The organism is Streptomyces sp. NPDC037401 (assembly GCF_055602345.1).
Window position 1 is genome coordinate 133,671 of the sequence record NZ_JBVJWO010000008.1, and the last position, 13,841, is coordinate 147,511.

Annotated in this window: 16 protein-coding genes and 1 pseudogene; 1 reads left to right on the forward strand and 16 read right to left on the reverse strand. The window is 71.0% G+C overall.

Features of this window, described 5'->3' with window-relative positions:
- Both ACZ7H1_RS10195 and egtA read right to left on the reverse strand, forming a co-directional pair.
- Positions 1 to 589 (reverse strand): DinB family protein (locus ACZ7H1_RS10195; RefSeq protein WP_470785348.1); only part of this gene is annotated, 589 nt, incomplete at its 3' end.
- Complete coding sequence (gene egtA, locus ACZ7H1_RS10200; protein WP_470785350.1) at positions 586 to 1,866, reverse strand: ergothioneine biosynthesis glutamate--cysteine ligase EgtA; 1,281 nt, start codon at positions 1,864 to 1,866, stop codon at positions 586 to 588. The genes egtA and ACZ7H1_RS10195, both read right to left, overlap by 4 nt.
- Before the next feature lie 172 nt (positions 1,867 to 2,038).
- On the opposite strand from egtA, the pseudogene ACZ7H1_RS10205 reads away from it, so the two are divergent.
- A pseudogene (locus ACZ7H1_RS10205) lies at positions 2,039 to 2,862 on the forward strand (TIGR02452 family protein).
- Between the two features lie 57 nt (positions 2,863 to 2,919).
- On the opposite strand, the gene ACZ7H1_RS10210 reads toward ACZ7H1_RS10205, so the two are convergent.
- The 14 genes from ACZ7H1_RS10210 to ACZ7H1_RS10275 form a co-directional block, all read right to left on the reverse strand.
- A complete protein-coding gene (locus ACZ7H1_RS10210) occupies positions 2,920 to 3,381 on the reverse strand; it encodes a type II toxin-antitoxin system PemK/MazF family toxin (RefSeq protein ID WP_470785352.1) in 462 nt (153 codons plus the stop codon).
- A 364-nt stretch (positions 3,382 to 3,745) separates the two neighbouring features.
- A complete protein-coding gene (locus ACZ7H1_RS10215; protein ID WP_470785354.1) occupies positions 3,746 to 4,771 on the reverse strand; it encodes a YgjP-like metallopeptidase domain-containing protein in 1,026 nt (341 codons plus the stop codon).
- A 109-nt stretch (positions 4,772 to 4,880) separates the two neighbouring features.
- A complete protein-coding gene (locus ACZ7H1_RS10220) occupies positions 4,881 to 6,428 on the reverse strand; it encodes a ParB/RepB/Spo0J family partition protein (protein ID WP_470785355.1) in 1,548 nt (515 codons plus the stop codon).
- Positions 6,429 to 6,494: 66 nt separating this feature from the next.
- Complete coding sequence (locus ACZ7H1_RS10225) at positions 6,495 to 7,100, reverse strand: hypothetical protein (protein ID WP_470785356.1); 606 nt, start codon at positions 7,098 to 7,100, stop codon at positions 6,495 to 6,497.
- Between the two features lie 34 nt (positions 7,101 to 7,134).
- Positions 7,135 to 7,497, reverse strand: coding sequence for a hypothetical protein (locus ACZ7H1_RS10230; protein ID WP_470785357.1), 363 nt, complete (start codon positions 7,495 to 7,497; stop codon positions 7,135 to 7,137).
- A 107-nt stretch (positions 7,498 to 7,604) separates the two neighbouring features.
- Positions 7,605 to 8,390: an adenine nucleotide alpha hydrolase family protein gene (locus ACZ7H1_RS10235; protein WP_470785359.1), complete on the reverse strand. Its 786-nt coding sequence runs from the start codon at positions 8,388 to 8,390 to the stop codon at positions 7,605 to 7,607.
- Complete coding sequence (locus tag ACZ7H1_RS10240; protein WP_470785361.1) at positions 8,387 to 9,457, reverse strand: N-6 DNA methylase; 1,071 nt, start codon at positions 9,455 to 9,457, stop codon at positions 8,387 to 8,389. The genes ACZ7H1_RS10235 and ACZ7H1_RS10240 overlap by 4 nt, the downstream gene beginning before the upstream one ends.
- A gap of 155 nt (positions 9,458 to 9,612) precedes the next feature.
- The gene (locus ACZ7H1_RS10245; RefSeq protein WP_470785363.1) at positions 9,613 to 10,194 is read right to left on the reverse strand and encodes a hypothetical protein; all 582 of its coding nucleotides are present in this window, start codon (positions 10,192 to 10,194) and stop codon (positions 9,613 to 9,615) included.
- The gene (locus ACZ7H1_RS10250; protein ID WP_470785365.1) at positions 10,191 to 10,661 is read right to left on the reverse strand and encodes a hypothetical protein; all 471 of its coding nucleotides are present in this window, start codon (positions 10,659 to 10,661) and stop codon (positions 10,191 to 10,193) included. Before ACZ7H1_RS10250 ends, ACZ7H1_RS10245 begins: the two co-directional genes overlap by 4 nt.
- A 25-nt stretch (positions 10,662 to 10,686) precedes the next feature.
- On the reverse strand, positions 10,687 to 11,169 hold the full coding sequence (locus ACZ7H1_RS10255) for a hypothetical protein (protein WP_470785366.1): 483 nt from the start codon (positions 11,167 to 11,169) through the stop codon (positions 10,687 to 10,689).
- 122 nt (positions 11,170 to 11,291) lie between these two features.
- Positions 11,292 to 12,731, reverse strand: coding sequence for a DUF3560 domain-containing protein (locus tag ACZ7H1_RS10260; RefSeq protein WP_470785368.1), 1,440 nt, complete (start codon positions 12,729 to 12,731; stop codon positions 11,292 to 11,294).
- Between the two features lie 16 nt (positions 12,732 to 12,747).
- Positions 12,748 to 12,954 carry a hypothetical protein gene (locus tag ACZ7H1_RS10265; RefSeq protein WP_470785369.1) on the reverse strand — a complete coding sequence of 69 codons (207 nt, stop codon included), beginning with the start codon at positions 12,952 to 12,954 and terminating at the stop codon, positions 12,748 to 12,750.
- Positions 12,945 to 13,319, reverse strand: coding sequence for a hypothetical protein (locus tag ACZ7H1_RS10270; protein ID WP_470785371.1), 375 nt, complete (start codon positions 13,317 to 13,319; stop codon positions 12,945 to 12,947). The genes ACZ7H1_RS10265 and ACZ7H1_RS10270 overlap by 10 nt, the downstream gene beginning before the upstream one ends.
- Before the next feature lie 80 nt (positions 13,320 to 13,399).
- On the reverse strand, positions 13,400 to 13,708 hold the full coding sequence (locus tag ACZ7H1_RS10275; protein ID WP_470785372.1) for a hypothetical protein: 309 nt from the start codon (positions 13,706 to 13,708) through the stop codon (positions 13,400 to 13,402).
- Positions 13,709 to 13,841: the final 133 nt, after the last annotated feature.

The window sequence follows — 13,841 nt, forward strand, 5'->3', positions numbered from 1 at the left end:
TCCCATGACCCCACGGCCGGGGGATGCCCCCCTCCCCCCCCCCCCCCCGTGCCCCCCCCCCCCCCCCCCCCCCCCCCCCCCCCCCCCCCCCCCCCCCCCCCCCCCCCCCCCCCAGCACCGGGGCGCCCCGCCGCAGCTGATGGGTGATCAGCATCGTTTCGTCGTGCTGCTGTTCGTGCTGGGCGATCATTCCGAAGGCGTACCCGCCGTCCAGCAGCGGGCTGCCCTCGAACGGCGTGTTCTCCAGCAGGTCGAAGACCCGGCCGCGGACCTCGGCGGCGTAGCGCCGGGCCTCCGCGGGCGGCAGCAGGGGCAGCCGTGGGCGCTCGGCCCGCGGGTGCTCGAACGCGTCGTAGAGCGGGTCGATCTCCGGGTGCATCGCGTCCCGGCCGCCGACGCGGCGCAGCAGCCAGAGCTCTTCCATGTTCCCGATGTGCGCGAGGTCCCAGACCAGTGGGGACATCAGGGGGGAGTGCTGGGCGGTGAGGTCCGCCTCGCCGACACAGTCGGTCAGTGCCGCGGTGCGGGCCCGTGCCGCGGTCAGGGCCGCCAGGGCCCGCTCGCGCAGGGCCTGGGGTGCGTCGTTCACGATCTCGGTCCCTTCCCGTGCCGGTCCTGGTCGTACTGCTCGTCGGCGGGACAGCGGCCCCGGGCCACGAAGCGGTCCTCGAACCGTGCGACGGTCTCGCGCAGCCGCGGCGGGGCGCCGAGCCGGGGCAGCGCCTCGGCCGCGGCCCGGAAACACGTGGCGGCCACCGCCCGCAGCTCGGGGTCGGCGGGCCCGTGGCGGGCCGCCGCCAGCCACAGCGCATTGCGGGGAGCGGGCTGCGGCCCGGCCCGGTCGGCGAGCACCTTCACCGCCCGGTACGCGGTCTCCGAGGCCTCCGGGTCGTCGAACAGGGCCGCGGTCACCGCCACCGGCACCATCCAGCCGTCCTCCCCGGGCTGCGCGTCGATCATCCGCAGCTCCAGGTGGCCGCGCGGCCGCACCGGCGGGAACAGCGTGGTGAGGTGGTACTCGAGGTCCTCGCGGGTCGGCGGCCGGGGGCCGCCGCTGCGGACCCACTCGCGGAACGTGAGCCCGCAGGGCACCTCCCACGGCCCGCCGCCGGGCGAGCGCACGCACATCACGTCCGTGTCCAGGGCGTGCCGCGTCCAGGCGGTGCGGGGCTCTTCGTCGAGGGCGGGAGCCAGCGTGCGGCGCCCGTCGAGGTCGGTCCACACCCCTTGGCGCGCGGACCGCCAGCCGGCGTACGGCCCGGAGCGGGCTGGAGAGTTGGCGAAGGCGGAGACGAGGACGGCGCCCAGTAGATGGGCCAGCCGCCAGCGCCGCCCGTGGCCGAGCGGGCCGGGTTCCTCGTACCCCGCGTCGAGGCAGACCTGCACGGACGCGGTGGAGCACATCATGGACCGGCCTGCGGGCCCGGTGCGGTCGAAGAAGACCTCCATGGCGTCGTAGCGGGGATGGTGGAGCGTGCGGCGCGGGTCCCGGCGCGGATCGTGGCCGAGCCCTTGCAGCTCGAGGCCGTGCGAGCGGAGTTCCGCCCGGACGGCGGCCAGGTCGGAGTCGAGGCCGTCGATGCACTCCATGAGCGAGGCGGCGGGCAGCGAGCTGAGCTCCAGCTGCCCCCCGGGCTCGACGGTCAGCCGGGACTGCAGGGGAAGGGCCTCCACGGCCGCCTGGGCGGCTTCGAGGCGTTCGGGGGCGACGCGGTGCGCCGGCGCGGCGCTGTCGAGTACGAGCCATTCGAGCTCGGCGCCGGTACATCGGGGCGGGCCCGTCTTGAAACAGATGCCGTGGATCAGCGCCTCGACCTCGGCCTCGGTGACCGCTCGGGCGCGGCCGCCGGGCAACTCCTGTGGCATGGCCGGATCCTCCATGTCGATGCCGTGACCGATCCACCCAATCCGGTGCGGGGGGCGCACGACAAGATCCCTTTGCGCCAACGCCAGCATGGACAAAAGGCGTTGATGCCAAGGACAGGATCTCCGACGATGGCCCTCTGGGGGTGTCGATGGATCTGACGGAGGTGTGAGGGTGAGTGGCCGCTTGCGGGCAATCGCGCAGGAGAACGCAGGAATCATGGCGTCCGGCGGGTACCGGGCGCCGTCGGGGCGCGAGGTGTCGCTCGCGTCGGCCGTGGCGGGTGCCGTGGCTGAAACCAGGATATAGGGGCCCGACCCGGTCGTTCCAGGTGAAACATCCACCGTCGGCCCGCCGGAGCTGGAGGTCACGGCCGAGTGCAGCACCCGGGCGGCGCGCCGGCTCGCGGCGCCGGGCCGTGCGGTGGCCGTCCTGGACTTCGCCTCGGTCCGTAACCCCGGAGGCGGTTACCTGCGGGGCGCGAAGGCCCAGGAGGAGGCGCTGTGCCGGGCCTCGGCCCCGTAACCCACCCTGCTGGCGGCTCCCGGGTACCACGCGGCGCACCGCGCGGAACCCAGCGCCTTCTACTCCGACCGGGTGATCCACTCGCCGGCCGTGCCCGTGTTCCGCGACGTCCGGGGCGAGCTGCTGGAGGAGCCGTTCACCGCGGGCTTCCTCACCTCGCCCGCGCCCAACGCCGGGGTCATCCGCACCGGGAACCCGAGCGCGCCGACGACATCCCGGTGGTCCCGGCCCGCCGCGCGGAACGCGTCCTGGAGGTGGCGGCGTTCCACGCGTACCCGCAGCTGGTGCTGGGCGCCTGGGGCTGCGGCGTGTTCCGCGACGACCCCCGCGAGGTCGCGCACGCCTTCGCCGCCCTGCTCTCGGCAGGCGGCCGTTTCGCGGACCGTTTCGACCGCGTGGTTCGCCGTCCTCGCCCGCACCCCGGGGACTCGCCGGTCCGCGCCGCGTTCACCGAGGCGTTCCCGCCACACTGACCGGCGCACGGGCCGGGCTCGAGGACCCGCCCCCGAGCCCGCCCGCGGCGGGGTGCGTCAGGACCAGCCGTAGCGTTCGCGCAGGCGGTTCGCGACCAGGTTGAAGCGCCCGCGGTCCAGCGCGCACGCCTCGCGCCGCATTCCGGCCTCCCGCACCCGCAGCACCCGGTCCAGGTCCACCCAGGACTCCCGCCCCGCCGAGTCCCACGGCCCGGTCCCGATCGCGACCCACTCGTGGTCGTGGTCGTGGCGCTTGCTGGAGAGCTGGACGGCCAGCAGCGTGCCCGCGGGCTCCCGCGCCACCACCAGCACCGGCCGGTCCTTGCCCCGCCCGTCGTTCTCCTCGAAGGGGACCCACGTCCACACGATCTCGCCGGGATCGGGATCCCCGTCGTGGTCGGGTGCGTACGAGGTCTGCACCGGCCCGATGACATGCGGATCGGCCTCGGTGGTGGCCGTGGAACCGTCGCGGCCCGGTTGCTCGGTGTAGCCGCTGCTGTGATGCGAAAGCGCCGTCATTGCGGGGAGATTACTGGTTTCTCGGCGTGAAGGACAGTCGCGATGGTCACGCTCCGCATCCGTCGACGGTGCCGCCGGCGAAACCGCTGCGTGCACCCGCGACGAGAAGCGCGCCGTCTAGGTTGTTGTCGCCTAGCCCGGTTGAAGCGCCAGATCTAACCGTTCGGACTCAGCTGTCTCCGACCTTCCTGGCCCTTCCCTACCTTTCTGTCCCCCTGGTGTCCCCCGCAGTCCCCCGACTGGCCCGATCGGGGAGGCATCAGTGCGGATGACCTCTCGAGGCGCAGTTGGGATTACGGGTTGCGTTCGACCGTCCGCCGCACTTGGTTCGCGATCCCCTGGGGATGACGCGGCGATCGCCGCTCTACATGGGGAGGATCATGCGCTGCTGGCCGACGTGCCACACGCACTCGGCATAGAGGCGGTTGTAGTCGGGCTCGGCCCCTTTGTCGGTGGCGTTGCAGGGTTCGCCTCGGCCGGCCACGACTCGGTAGAAGAAGCCGTACTCCTCGCACTCGTCCGTGCCCGGCCAGCGGCCGGACCAGATGGTGAGGCAGGTCGTGCCGGGGTGGCAGAAGTCGCGCTGGAAGCCGGTGAGGGCGCAGCGGGCGACGTCGCAGCGGTTGGTGTGCAGGGTGCCGGGTCGAGCCTGGCACCCGGGGCAGGCGTCGGGGCCTGGGGTGGCTTCCTGCGGGGCGAGGGTGAGTTCGCCGAGCCAGAGGGTTCGGAGGTGCTGATCGACTTCACGTCCGTCAGCGATGGAGTGGAGGTTCAGGGCGCGGTGGAGGAGTTCGCGGAGGTGGAGAGTGGGGAGCTGGGCGAGGGCCCAGTGCAGGCTGAGTTCGCCGGTGGGGCGCCGGATGATCCAGGTGGTTCGGTTGCGGGGTGAGGCGGTGATATGGATGTCCGGGTTCGTGGTGAGCCGGGTGATTCGGTCACCGTTCTTTTTCAGCCATTTGTTGACTGTGCCCGCGTGCATCTTGATCAGGGTTCGGCGTGCTATGTCCAGGTTCGCGGCTGCTGCTTGCTCCAGGTCGATGACGGGGCCGTGTTCGGGGTCGTTGTGCGGCGCGGCGGCCTGGGTGTCGGGCCGGCGGCTGGTGAGCCGCAGGGTGTGGGGCGCACCGAGGAGCGTGAAGGTCTCGCCGTCGCGGAGGGTCTTGGTGGGGTTGGTGGGGGCCTGCTCGCAGAGCTTGTTCAGCTCCCGGTAGACCCAGTGCTTGCGGCGGGTGACGAGGGTACGGGCCTCGTCGTCGGTGAGGGTGTGCGGGCCGCGGACGGTGATGCCCTCGTGGGGGGTGACGGTGAGGTCGGTGGTGGTGCGGTTGCTGGTCTTGATGGTGATTGTGACGCCGCCGTGGGTGGCGGTGCGAGTGGCCTTGCTGGTCATGGCTGGTGGTCTTTCTGGTTGACGGGGTGGTGCCGCCGTCACCCCGTATCGAAATTCTGCTACCCATGGGGGTGGGTGTGGTGGTGCGCACCCACCCCCCAGGGGAGTCCTACTTCTTCTGACGGGCGGGCCGGAACCGCTTCATGCCGTCGGCGAGGACTTCGGCTTCCACCTCGCTGAGGGTGTACCCCTGGCCCTTCAGGAAGTTCAGCCAGGTCACGCAGCTCTCATCGACGTTCCGCCAGGCGCCGTCATGCATGTTCTCGCTCTCGAACATGGCTGCCACCTGGGCCAGCAGCAGCCGCCACCGTCGGGCCTTCGGCGTGGTCGCGATGAGCTTGGCGTAGGGGTTCTTTACCCGGTTCCACTGGCTGCGGTCCTTGTTGGGGTCCGGGAGGCCGAGGAAGGCGGAGATGAGCTCGGTCTTCGGGTTGCTGGCGTGGCGTCCGTAGTGGATGGAGGTGCCGGTGATCACGCTGAGGATCAGCGTCCATGTGGAGTCATCCGCCTCACCGTTCGCCGCGCACATCTTGGCGATGAACTCCTGGCGGACCCCCCGAGCCGTACGCCATGCCTTGTTGTAGCGGATGACCTTGCGGCGCGCGTCCAGCTCCTCGGGGGTGGACTTGGTCTTCTTGCTCGCTGCGGCGGCTTCGTCGGTCAGCTCGTGTCCGTACCGCTTCCAGTCGGTGCAGACCCACTCCACCTCGGTTTCGCCGGGGGCCAAGGCTGCGGCGTGTCCGCCGCACTTGGCGTGCTGCTCCGAGGTCATCGGGTTGCCGATATCGGTCACCAGGTCGGCCAGGAGGCGGGACTTGTCGTTCTCCCGGTGCGCCCGCCAGACCACGATCTGGATGCCCTGCTCGGCCAGCTCCTTGACGATGCGCTCCCGCTCCTGCTGCTCCTGCTGTGTCTGCCGCAGCTCCGCCAGGGCGTGGGCCCAGTTGCCCCGCTTGTCGTCTCCTTCCCTGGTGTCGCGGGTCTTGGCGCGCTGGAGCTTGGACAGGGCGCCGGGGACCTCTTCGACGGTCTGGAGGTCGGCCATCTCCACCAGGTCGAAGTCGGCGGTGGTCGCCTCCCGGAGGGCCTTGTCGCTGAGCTTGGCGGCCTGCGGGGCTGCAGTGATCTCCTCGGGCGAGATCCCGAGGGCGCGGGCGGCCCGCTCGCGCTTGAGCTTGCCCACCGGCATCAGAGCCAGCTGTTCGGCAGCGTCGAGCACGTCGAGGGTCGTAACTTCCCGCCGGTGAACGTTCTCGATCACGGACAAGGCCAGCGCCTCGTCGTCGGCGTCACGCAGGTCCTCGCGGACGATCGCGGGGACCATCCGCACGGGCTCGCCGGCCGCGAGAGCCCTCTGTACTGCGATCAGGGCGGCCTTCATCCGGCGCTGCCCGAAGACGACGCCGAGCAGCCCGTCCTGCGCGCCGGTCTGCGGGCGCAGCAGTAGCGGCGTGTGGACGCCGAACTCGAAGACGGACTCAACGAGTGCCGGGTCGGGTTCGGTGCCGTTGTCGTCGTCCCCACGCTTGCGGCGGTGGTTGTACGGGTCGATGACGAGTTCGCGAGGGTCGATCCAGATGAACTGCCCGTCGAAGGAGGTGGTGGTTTCCTCCGCGTGGTCGTGGACGGTGGTGGGCTCGATGGCGGTTGCGGTCATGTTCGGCTCCTCTGCGATGTGGGGTGCGGGCGGTGGGTTCGCCCGCACCCCGGCGGTCTGGTCGGGTTAGGCGGTGGTGGTGGTCTTGGGCTTGCGGACGGCGGTCCGCCGCGGGGCGGCCTTCTTCGTGGGCGCCGGCGGGGTCTTGGGTGCGGCCTTCTTCGCGCGGGTTCGCGCCTTCGGTGCCGGTGCCGCGTCGGCGGGCTGTACGGCGTCGGGGCGGTCGGCTTCGGCCGGTGCGGACTCGGGGACCTCGGTGTTCGGCTCCGTGGGCGGCTGCTCGTCGGTGGTCGGGGCCTCGGTCGACTCGGCGTCCTTGGGCTGGTGGAGCGTGCCGTTCTGGCGGAGCTTGGGGCGGTGACCGTCCATCGCGGGCAGGAGCCGGTTGGTGATGACCGCCATGAGGCTGTCGTCGATGGAGGTGTCCTCGCGGAAGGTGACACCGGCGTTGTAGGCGGGCTCGCCGTCGGTCCGTACATAGGTCTGGGCGGCGGCTCCGTCCCACAGGTGTCGGATGCCGAGTACCGCTCCGGTGGTGTGGCCGTACTGGATGGTCTTGGGGTCGGGACTGGTCTCGATGCGGGTCCAGTCCGGCCCGAGGCGGTCGGCCAGGGGCTCGGCCAGGAGGAGGAGGTCGATCAGGGAGATCCGGGCGCTGGTGTCTGTGGTCATGGTCGTTCTCCAAGAGGTGTGCTGCGAGCGGGGGTTACGGGAGGGTGCAGGCTTCGCGGATCAGTGCGGCCGCGTCGTCGGGGAGGCTGGTGATCGTCTCGGTGGCGGGGGCGTAGCCGATGAACAGGACTTCGCCTGCGACCAGTTGCGTGATCTGAGATTCGAGGGCGTCGGAGGCGGCGGCTGCCCACAGATTGAGCGGCTGGCCTGCGCGGTGGACGCGGGCGAGGACGACGACGTTGGGCCCGTCGGGGCGCTCGATGTGCTCGACGGCCTCGACGCTGTCGAGCAGGGCGCGGCCAATCACCCTGTAGTGCTGGCTGGGGTCGGCGCCGAGGTCGTATTCGCGGACCTGCCCGTTGAGGTCGATGCGCAGGGCGGTGGTGGTGTCGGTCATGGCTCCTCCTGTGGTTGTCGGCTTGGGGTCTCCCCCCTCCTTATAACTAAATTCTACTATCTCCAGGGAGGGGGTCAAGTCTGTTCGTGCAGGTCAGCAGGGGGGCTCTAGGTCATGCACCATCCGGAATCGCAGCCGGGATCGAACGGCAGCTCATCCTGCGCCGCGCCGATCGCGTCGGCCAGCGGGCGGCCGGTGCGCGTCAGGAACACCTCATCCCGGCCGAGCGCCGCGCGGCGCGCGTTCAGGGTCTCCTCGAGGTCGCATGCCCGGCCGAACAGGTTGGGCCGGTCGCGGGCCAGCTCCGACCAGCCCGCCAGCGTCTTCAGAGGACAGAACCAGCACGCCGACTTGGGCGGGGCCTCCAAGCCCTCGTCCGCGATCAGCCCCAGGCAGTCCGTGCGCCGCATCCGCAAGTCCAGCAGCGGGTACGTCACCCGCTCGTACGGTTCGACCCGCCGTGAGGTGGCCCGGCCGATCTCGTCCATGGAGATCCCGATCCCCACCTCCGCCGGTGCCTCACGGCGCGCCCCGTTCCTGCGCAGCCACCCCCCTGTCACCTTGATCTTGTGGTCCCGGGTGCAGCCGCGGGTGCCAGGTGCCCCGTTGCTCATCCGTACCGGGATCGGCAGCGACCTGGAGCCCGGGCGCATCAACCGCTCCCACAGGGTCTCGCGCCGTCCGGCGGTCTGCCGATGAAGCACATGTAGGCGAAGGCCGTTGGCGCGGGCGTAGGGGGCGGCGACCCGATGGATGTAGTCCAGGGTGCGCGGGTCCTCGCTGTCGTCGCCGACGTTGGCGAAGAGGAAGTCGCGGTGCGGGATCTCCCCGCGGGCGGCCAGCACCATCAGGCTGGTGCTCTGAACGCCTCCGCCGTAGCTGACCGACTTCACGCCGCCACCGCCGTCTCCAGCAGCGCCTGCGTCCGGCGAACAGCGGCGATCATGCGTGCGGTGCCCATCACCTGGTCGCGGTGCGCGATGACGGCCCGTGCATGGGCGCGGGCATCCTCGACGGCGCGGGGGTTGACCAGGGAGTCGTCGCAGGCCACCACGACGTTGGGGCCCAGGCCCCAGACGATCGCGTTGACTGCTGCGCAGGCCGCCGCGACCTGGTCTATGTCGACCATCGACCATTGGAAGTCCGCCGGGTCGAGGCCGCGCCAGCGCAGGGCCTGAGCGGCGGCGCGGAGCATGCCGCCGCTCCCGCCGGCCGGGTCGTGGATGTGCTGGCCTGCCTCGGGCCCCTTGGCCTCCATGGTGGTTTCGGCGGAGAGCTCTGCGAGCATCACCTCCCCGAGCATGGTCGTCACCGACGATGGGGTGTGGAATTCACCGAGGCCCTGACGGGCGCCGTCGCTTCGGAGAAGCATGATCACGTGCGACAGGGCGTCGGTCCGTGACCGCTCGATGGCGTCGGGGTGCCCGGTGAGGTCGAGGATCCCCGTTTTTAGTGCGGCCTCGGTGACGACCTTGACGCAGTACGCGCGGTGGTCGTCGATCTCGCCCGGAGCGTTGAGCCACTCGTGCAGGACGCGGGCCCGGTCGATCAAATCGGGGCGGGCCTGCCAGTGTCCGGCCCATATCTGCCGGTACATCTCGATCAGCTCGCGCGGCTGCTGCGCGAGGATCTGGGCTTTGAGGTCCGGCCCGTGCGCGTCGCGCTGCCTGATCAGGGTGAGGGCGGCGACGAGGCCGATGGGCACGGCCATGTCCGGGCCGCCGTGCGCCCTGTGCCATGCGCCCGCGACGGCCTCGCCCAGGGCGACAGCCGTGCGGTGGGCGCCCTCGTCGGACAACCGGCGGCCGGCCGCAGGCTTCGCGCGCGGGGCCGGAGCTGCGGCGACCGTAGGGCGGGTGGTCGCGGTGGGTGCTGCCGCACGGTGTGGAGCGGGTGCGGGCTTCGAAGGCTGCTCGGACTCGGAGGCGAGCGCGGCGAACAGGTCGAGTTGCAGGTCCATCGTGGCTCCTTGGGGTGCTGAAACGGGGCGACCCGTCCCGCGGGGGTGCGGGACGGGCCGGAGTTGAGGGTGCTGGCCCCTCAACTCATAACGAAATTCTACTATCTTTAGGGGTGGGGTGAACCCTGGCTCCCGCCGCAGCGGGGGCGCCCGGCTCACCCGTTGTCGAGCCAGAGCAGGCCGTACGGGGTCCGGATCAAGGTGGACATCGCCGCCTTGTGCACGTCGGCGCCGAGGAGCTGCCAGTTCACCTCGTCGAAGCCGTCCCGGTACTCCTCGATCTCCATGCAGTGAGGCGTTTCCGCCGCCCACATGACCTGAGCCAGGGTGGTTCCGAACCCGATGACCTGCTCCCGCATCCTCTGGTGCACGCCTTCCAGGTGGTCGCGCCACCGGTCGCCGCGCCCCGCCCAGGCGGCGGCGACACCCGGGCGCCAGCCGCGTTGTGGTGTCACGCCGCCGAGTTCCAGCAGCGCGGCCCACGCGACGGCCCGTTCCCGGTGCACGAGCTGGGGCAGGTACGTGAGCTCGTACAGAGCGGCACCCTCCCAGAACGACGCGTCGAGCTGCGGGGTATCCCGGGAGGCGGCTATGACGGCCTGCGCCTGGGCCCATTCCTCGGTGCGCAGACGGTTCGTGGGGATCAGGGTCCGGTACTCGTGTGCGGAGGACGGGTTGCGGACGCGGGCGAGCCAGGCCCCGCCGGAAGTCGCGTGCGGCCGGTCGGTGGAGATCACAGGGTTCCTCGCAGGTGCTCCGGCATCACCGACTGGGCCCAGCGCGTGAACTCGGCCCGCCACAGCCGCAGTTCTTGCAGGTGCAGCGCGGCCTGCGAGGCGTGTGCGGCGCGCTCATCTTCGGTCAGGGGGATTTCGACGCGTGCGCTGCACCACCCAGCCGGCCAGGTCGGACGGGTGGACTGCGGGGCGGCCATCGTCAGGTGCCAGTCCAGGTTGGAGATCAGGGTGTTCGTGGACTGCGCGGAGATGGGGTCGGCGTCCATGCGGTTGATGAAGTCGGGGTGCGCGGGGGTGACGTGGAAGCTGGCCCGCGCGGACTCGGCGGGCATCTCCACCCAGACCTTCTGTCCGTACACGGGGTGGTCGCTCGTTTGGACGACGTACCGGTTCATGGCCAGGCAGGTGCCTCGGGTCCTCGACAGGTACAGGACGGAGACGCGGTCTCCGATCTTGAACGGCTTCATCGTTTGCTGCCTTTCGGGGGTGTGGTCAGGGGCGGGGGAAGGCGCGCTGTGCGGCGCGGCCGCGGCGGGCCGCCGCCGTGCAGGGCCCCAAGAGTCGTTCGGCGAGGAAGAGGGCTTGCTCGCGGGCGCCGTCGGCGTGGGCCGAGCCGAGGAGGAGGGCGGCCTCGTGGAACGCTTCGGCGCTCACGGCGTGGGGCTGAGCGCACGTGCAGCTGCCAGTGGCCGTCCCTCCGAGCTTGTCGAGCCGGTCCGCCATCTCCCCGAGCGGAATGCACCCCGCGTGGCGGCCCTTCGGCCGGGCGCGGCGGAGGTGGCTGTAGAAGCGCAGGCCGTCCCAGCCGCACAGCAGGCACTTCACCGGCCACAGGACGTCCGAGCCCGGGTATCCACCCCGAGGCGCCCAGCCGAGTTCACCGACCCGGGCCAGCGCCATCGCCGCGGAGGTGATGTTGCGGGTGCTGGGCGGAAGTTCGTGCAGGTACTGGCCCAAGTAGCCGTCATCGGCCATGGTTCCCACTCCTTCGTGATCGTCGGGGCGGTGAGGGGATGGCGTCACCCCCTCACCGCATATCTAAATTCTACTACCTATTGGGGTGGGGTCAACCTCCCGCCCTTTCCCCGGGTGGGGGGCTACCCGGCCAGGGGCAGGAGCGGGGCCGCCGCCATCCCCACGGCAGGCTCGGCGGGCTCCTCGGGCGCGTCCTGCGGCTTCGGCTGGATGGTCCGCACGAAGCCGCTTCGGTCGCGGGAAACCGTCCAGTCGTCCTCGCCGCACACGTAGCCGCGCTCGTCGAGAATCCTTGCGATCTCGTCCTGGAGTGGGCGGGACCAGACCGAACGGTGGAACTTCGCGCCTTCCTCGGCCGTGATCGTCACCGGCTCGAAGTCCTTGTGCGGGTGGCTGTTGCCGTTCCACCACGTCAGCGTCGCCTTGGCCCCGCCGAGCGGGCAGGTGACGTAGACCCGCTTCGCGAGCTTCGGGTCGCTGGTGGACTTCGTCGCCTTCGGCTTCGGCTTCGCCGCCTGGGCCTCGCGGACGGCGCTCGCCGGCTGCTCCTCGGACGCTGCCCGCGCGGCCTTCGTACCGGGCACCTTCCCGTCCGCACGGAAGGCGACCATCGCCTCCTCCGGGCAACGGGCCCGGACCTTGGTGTAGTCGACCGGGTGGGTCCAGACCCGTCCGCGCTCGGTGGCGTCCTCCAGCGTCATCACCTGCTTAGGGGCGAGCCTCAGGTTCCACGCGACGCTCAGCGTCTTCGGGTTCACCCGGGCCACCTGGTACCAGGAGCCCAGGCACACGACGTAGTCGCCGGGGGCGAAGTCGTCCGGGCCCCAGACCTTGACACCCTCGGCCTCCGCCTTTTCGACGACCTCCTCCCAGTGCCCGATCTCCTTGCGGATGTCCCGGATGAGGCGGGCGTGCCGGTCGACCGAGTCGTACCCCTTCTCGACGGCCTCCGCGTGGTGCCGCTCCTGCTGGCGTAGGTCAGCCCGCAGCGTCTCCAGGCGCCGCAGGGTGCGGTACGGGTCGTTTCGGTGCTGCTTGTACGACTCGGCGGCCTCGGCCCGCCCGGCCCAGTACCCGGCCTTCTTGTCCTCCTCGATCGCCTTCCGCATGTTGTCGTGCATGCGCTCCTGGTCACGGCGGGCGCGGCGCCCGCCGGCGCGGTTGTCGGGGATCGGCTGTCCGAACTCGAACCGCCGGCTGATGTCGTGGGCCGCGCCGCGCCGTGCGTCGGAGGCCGCCGAGGCGCGGCCCGCGCGGTCGCTGAACCGCTCGGCCCTGTCCTCGGCGCGCTCCTCGCGGGCGCCCTCGATCTCGGCGAAGGACCGGTCGTCGTCCTCGTTTATCTCGACCGTGACCGTGTGGCCGGCCGCTCGGAGGGCGTCAGCCGCCCGGTTGATCTGCCAGTGCTGCGCCTCCTTGTCCCGGGAGCCGCGGATGTAGATGCCGACGTTCCGGGAGTAGCGGAAGCCGTGCTGCTGGACGATCTCGTAGACGCCGTCTCCCTTGACGGAGCCGTGGAGGATCGTGCCGTCGGCGCGGGTGTGTTCGATCTGGATGGTCATGAGTGCGTCGGTCCTTTCAGGTGCGGATGAGCCGGGCGAGGGGGTGCCACCCGGCGTACAGGGCGTTGATGAGCGGGTCGTGGGCGGTGAGCAGGCAGACGGGGCCTGTGGCGTCCGTCGCGGTCTCGATCACCTCAAATGCGGCCGCCGCGTCCGTTCGATCGCGGACCGGTGCGTTGTCTGCCTGGCGCAGCCAGACGCGGGCGCCGCTCTTCACATCCACCGGCCCGGGATGTGCTGGGCGAGCAGCAGCGTGGCGACGAGGGAGACCGTGTCCTCTTCCCGGTCGAAGGCCAGCGACTGGGCGGTCAGGAACGGGGGCGTGATCAGGTGGACGAAGTCGGTTCGGTCGGTCGCCCCGTTCGCCGCCGCATCTGCTGCCACGTCGGAGAAGTACCCGGCGTAGCGGGCCGCGTCGTCGTCGGCCTCCCCGGTGAAACGGCCTCGGGTTTCCCACGCAGCCTGGAGCAGCAGCATCCGGCGAAGCTCCGGGGTTGCCTGCTTCCACATCTCCAGCACGCCTGCGTGCGTGGCGAGTTCAAGCGGAGTGCGGTGCTCGGCCTGCGCGCGGAGTAGGTTCGCAGTCACGATCAGGGCCGTGCGGGTGGCGCAGAGGTCGAGCACATCGGGCTCCAGGTTTCGGTGTGGGTGATGGCGGGACGGCCAGGTCATCGAGGCCGTCCGGTGTGCGTGGGCTGGTGCACCAAGCGGGAGGCTTCCGTCAGGAGCAGCGCATCGCGGTGGCGGCCCAGGGTGAGCAGGGCTCCGACCTCGAACATCGTGAGCCAGGCGCAGTCAGTGACGGTCGCGGCGAAATCCGCGTAGGTCTGGCCGCTCTTGTGCGGCGGCCGTCGCCGCCAGGCGCTCTGAGTCACCCGGTGTGCCAAGGTGGCCGCTGCGGCGGTCTGCTTGGGGGTGAGGTTCAGGGTCCCGATGATCTCGGCGGTGCCGAGGAGGGGCAGGTGCTTGAAGGACATGGATCGTTCCAAGAGGTGTAGCGGGGGGGCCCACGAGGGGCGTCCAAGTCCGGTCTCAGGGGCGAAGGAGAGCCAACCCAAAAACAAACAACCCCCCCCCCCCCCACCCACCACGCACCAGAACACCGCACCC

Bases quoted from the DNA above. Each gene is read 5' to 3' on its own strand.
- ACZ7H1_RS10220 (WP_470785355.1), bottom strand. From the start codon at position 6,428: ATGACCGCAACCGCCATCGAGCCCACCACCGTCCACGACCACGCGGAG.
- ACZ7H1_RS10215 (WP_470785354.1), bottom strand. From the start codon at position 4,771: ATGACCAGCAAGGCCACTCGCACCGCCACCCACGGCGGCGTCACAATC.
- ACZ7H1_RS10250 (WP_470785365.1), bottom strand. From the start codon at position 10,661: ATGAAGCCGTTCAAGATCGGAGACCGCGTCTCCGTCCTGTACCTGTCG.
- ACZ7H1_RS10240 (WP_470785361.1), bottom strand. From the start codon at position 9,457: ATGGACCTGCAACTCGACCTGTTCGCCGCGCTCGCCTCCGAGTCCGAG.
- ACZ7H1_RS10210 (WP_470785352.1), bottom strand. From the start codon at position 3,381: ATGACGGCGCTTTCGCATCACAGCAGCGGCTACACCGAGCAACCGGGC.
- ACZ7H1_RS10230 (WP_470785357.1), bottom strand. From the start codon at position 7,497: ATGACCGACACCACCACCGCCCTGCGCATCGACCTCAACGGGCAGGTC.
- ACZ7H1_RS10255 (WP_470785366.1), bottom strand. From the start codon at position 11,169: ATGGCCGATGACGGCTACTTGGGCCAGTACCTGCACGAACTTCCGCCC.
- ACZ7H1_RS10225 (WP_470785356.1), bottom strand. From the start codon at position 7,100: ATGACCACAGACACCAGCGCCCGGATCTCCCTGATCGACCTCCTCCTC.
- ACZ7H1_RS10275 (WP_470785372.1), bottom strand. From the start codon at position 13,708: ATGTCCTTCAAGCACCTGCCCCTCCTCGGCACCGCCGAGATCATCGGG.
- egtA (WP_470785350.1), bottom strand. From the start codon at position 1,866: ATGCCACAGGAGTTGCCCGGCGGCCGCGCCCGAGCGGTCACCGAGGCC.
- ACZ7H1_RS10260 (WP_470785368.1), bottom strand. From the start codon at position 12,731: ATGACCATCCAGATCGAACACACCCGCGCCGACGGCACGATCCTCCAC.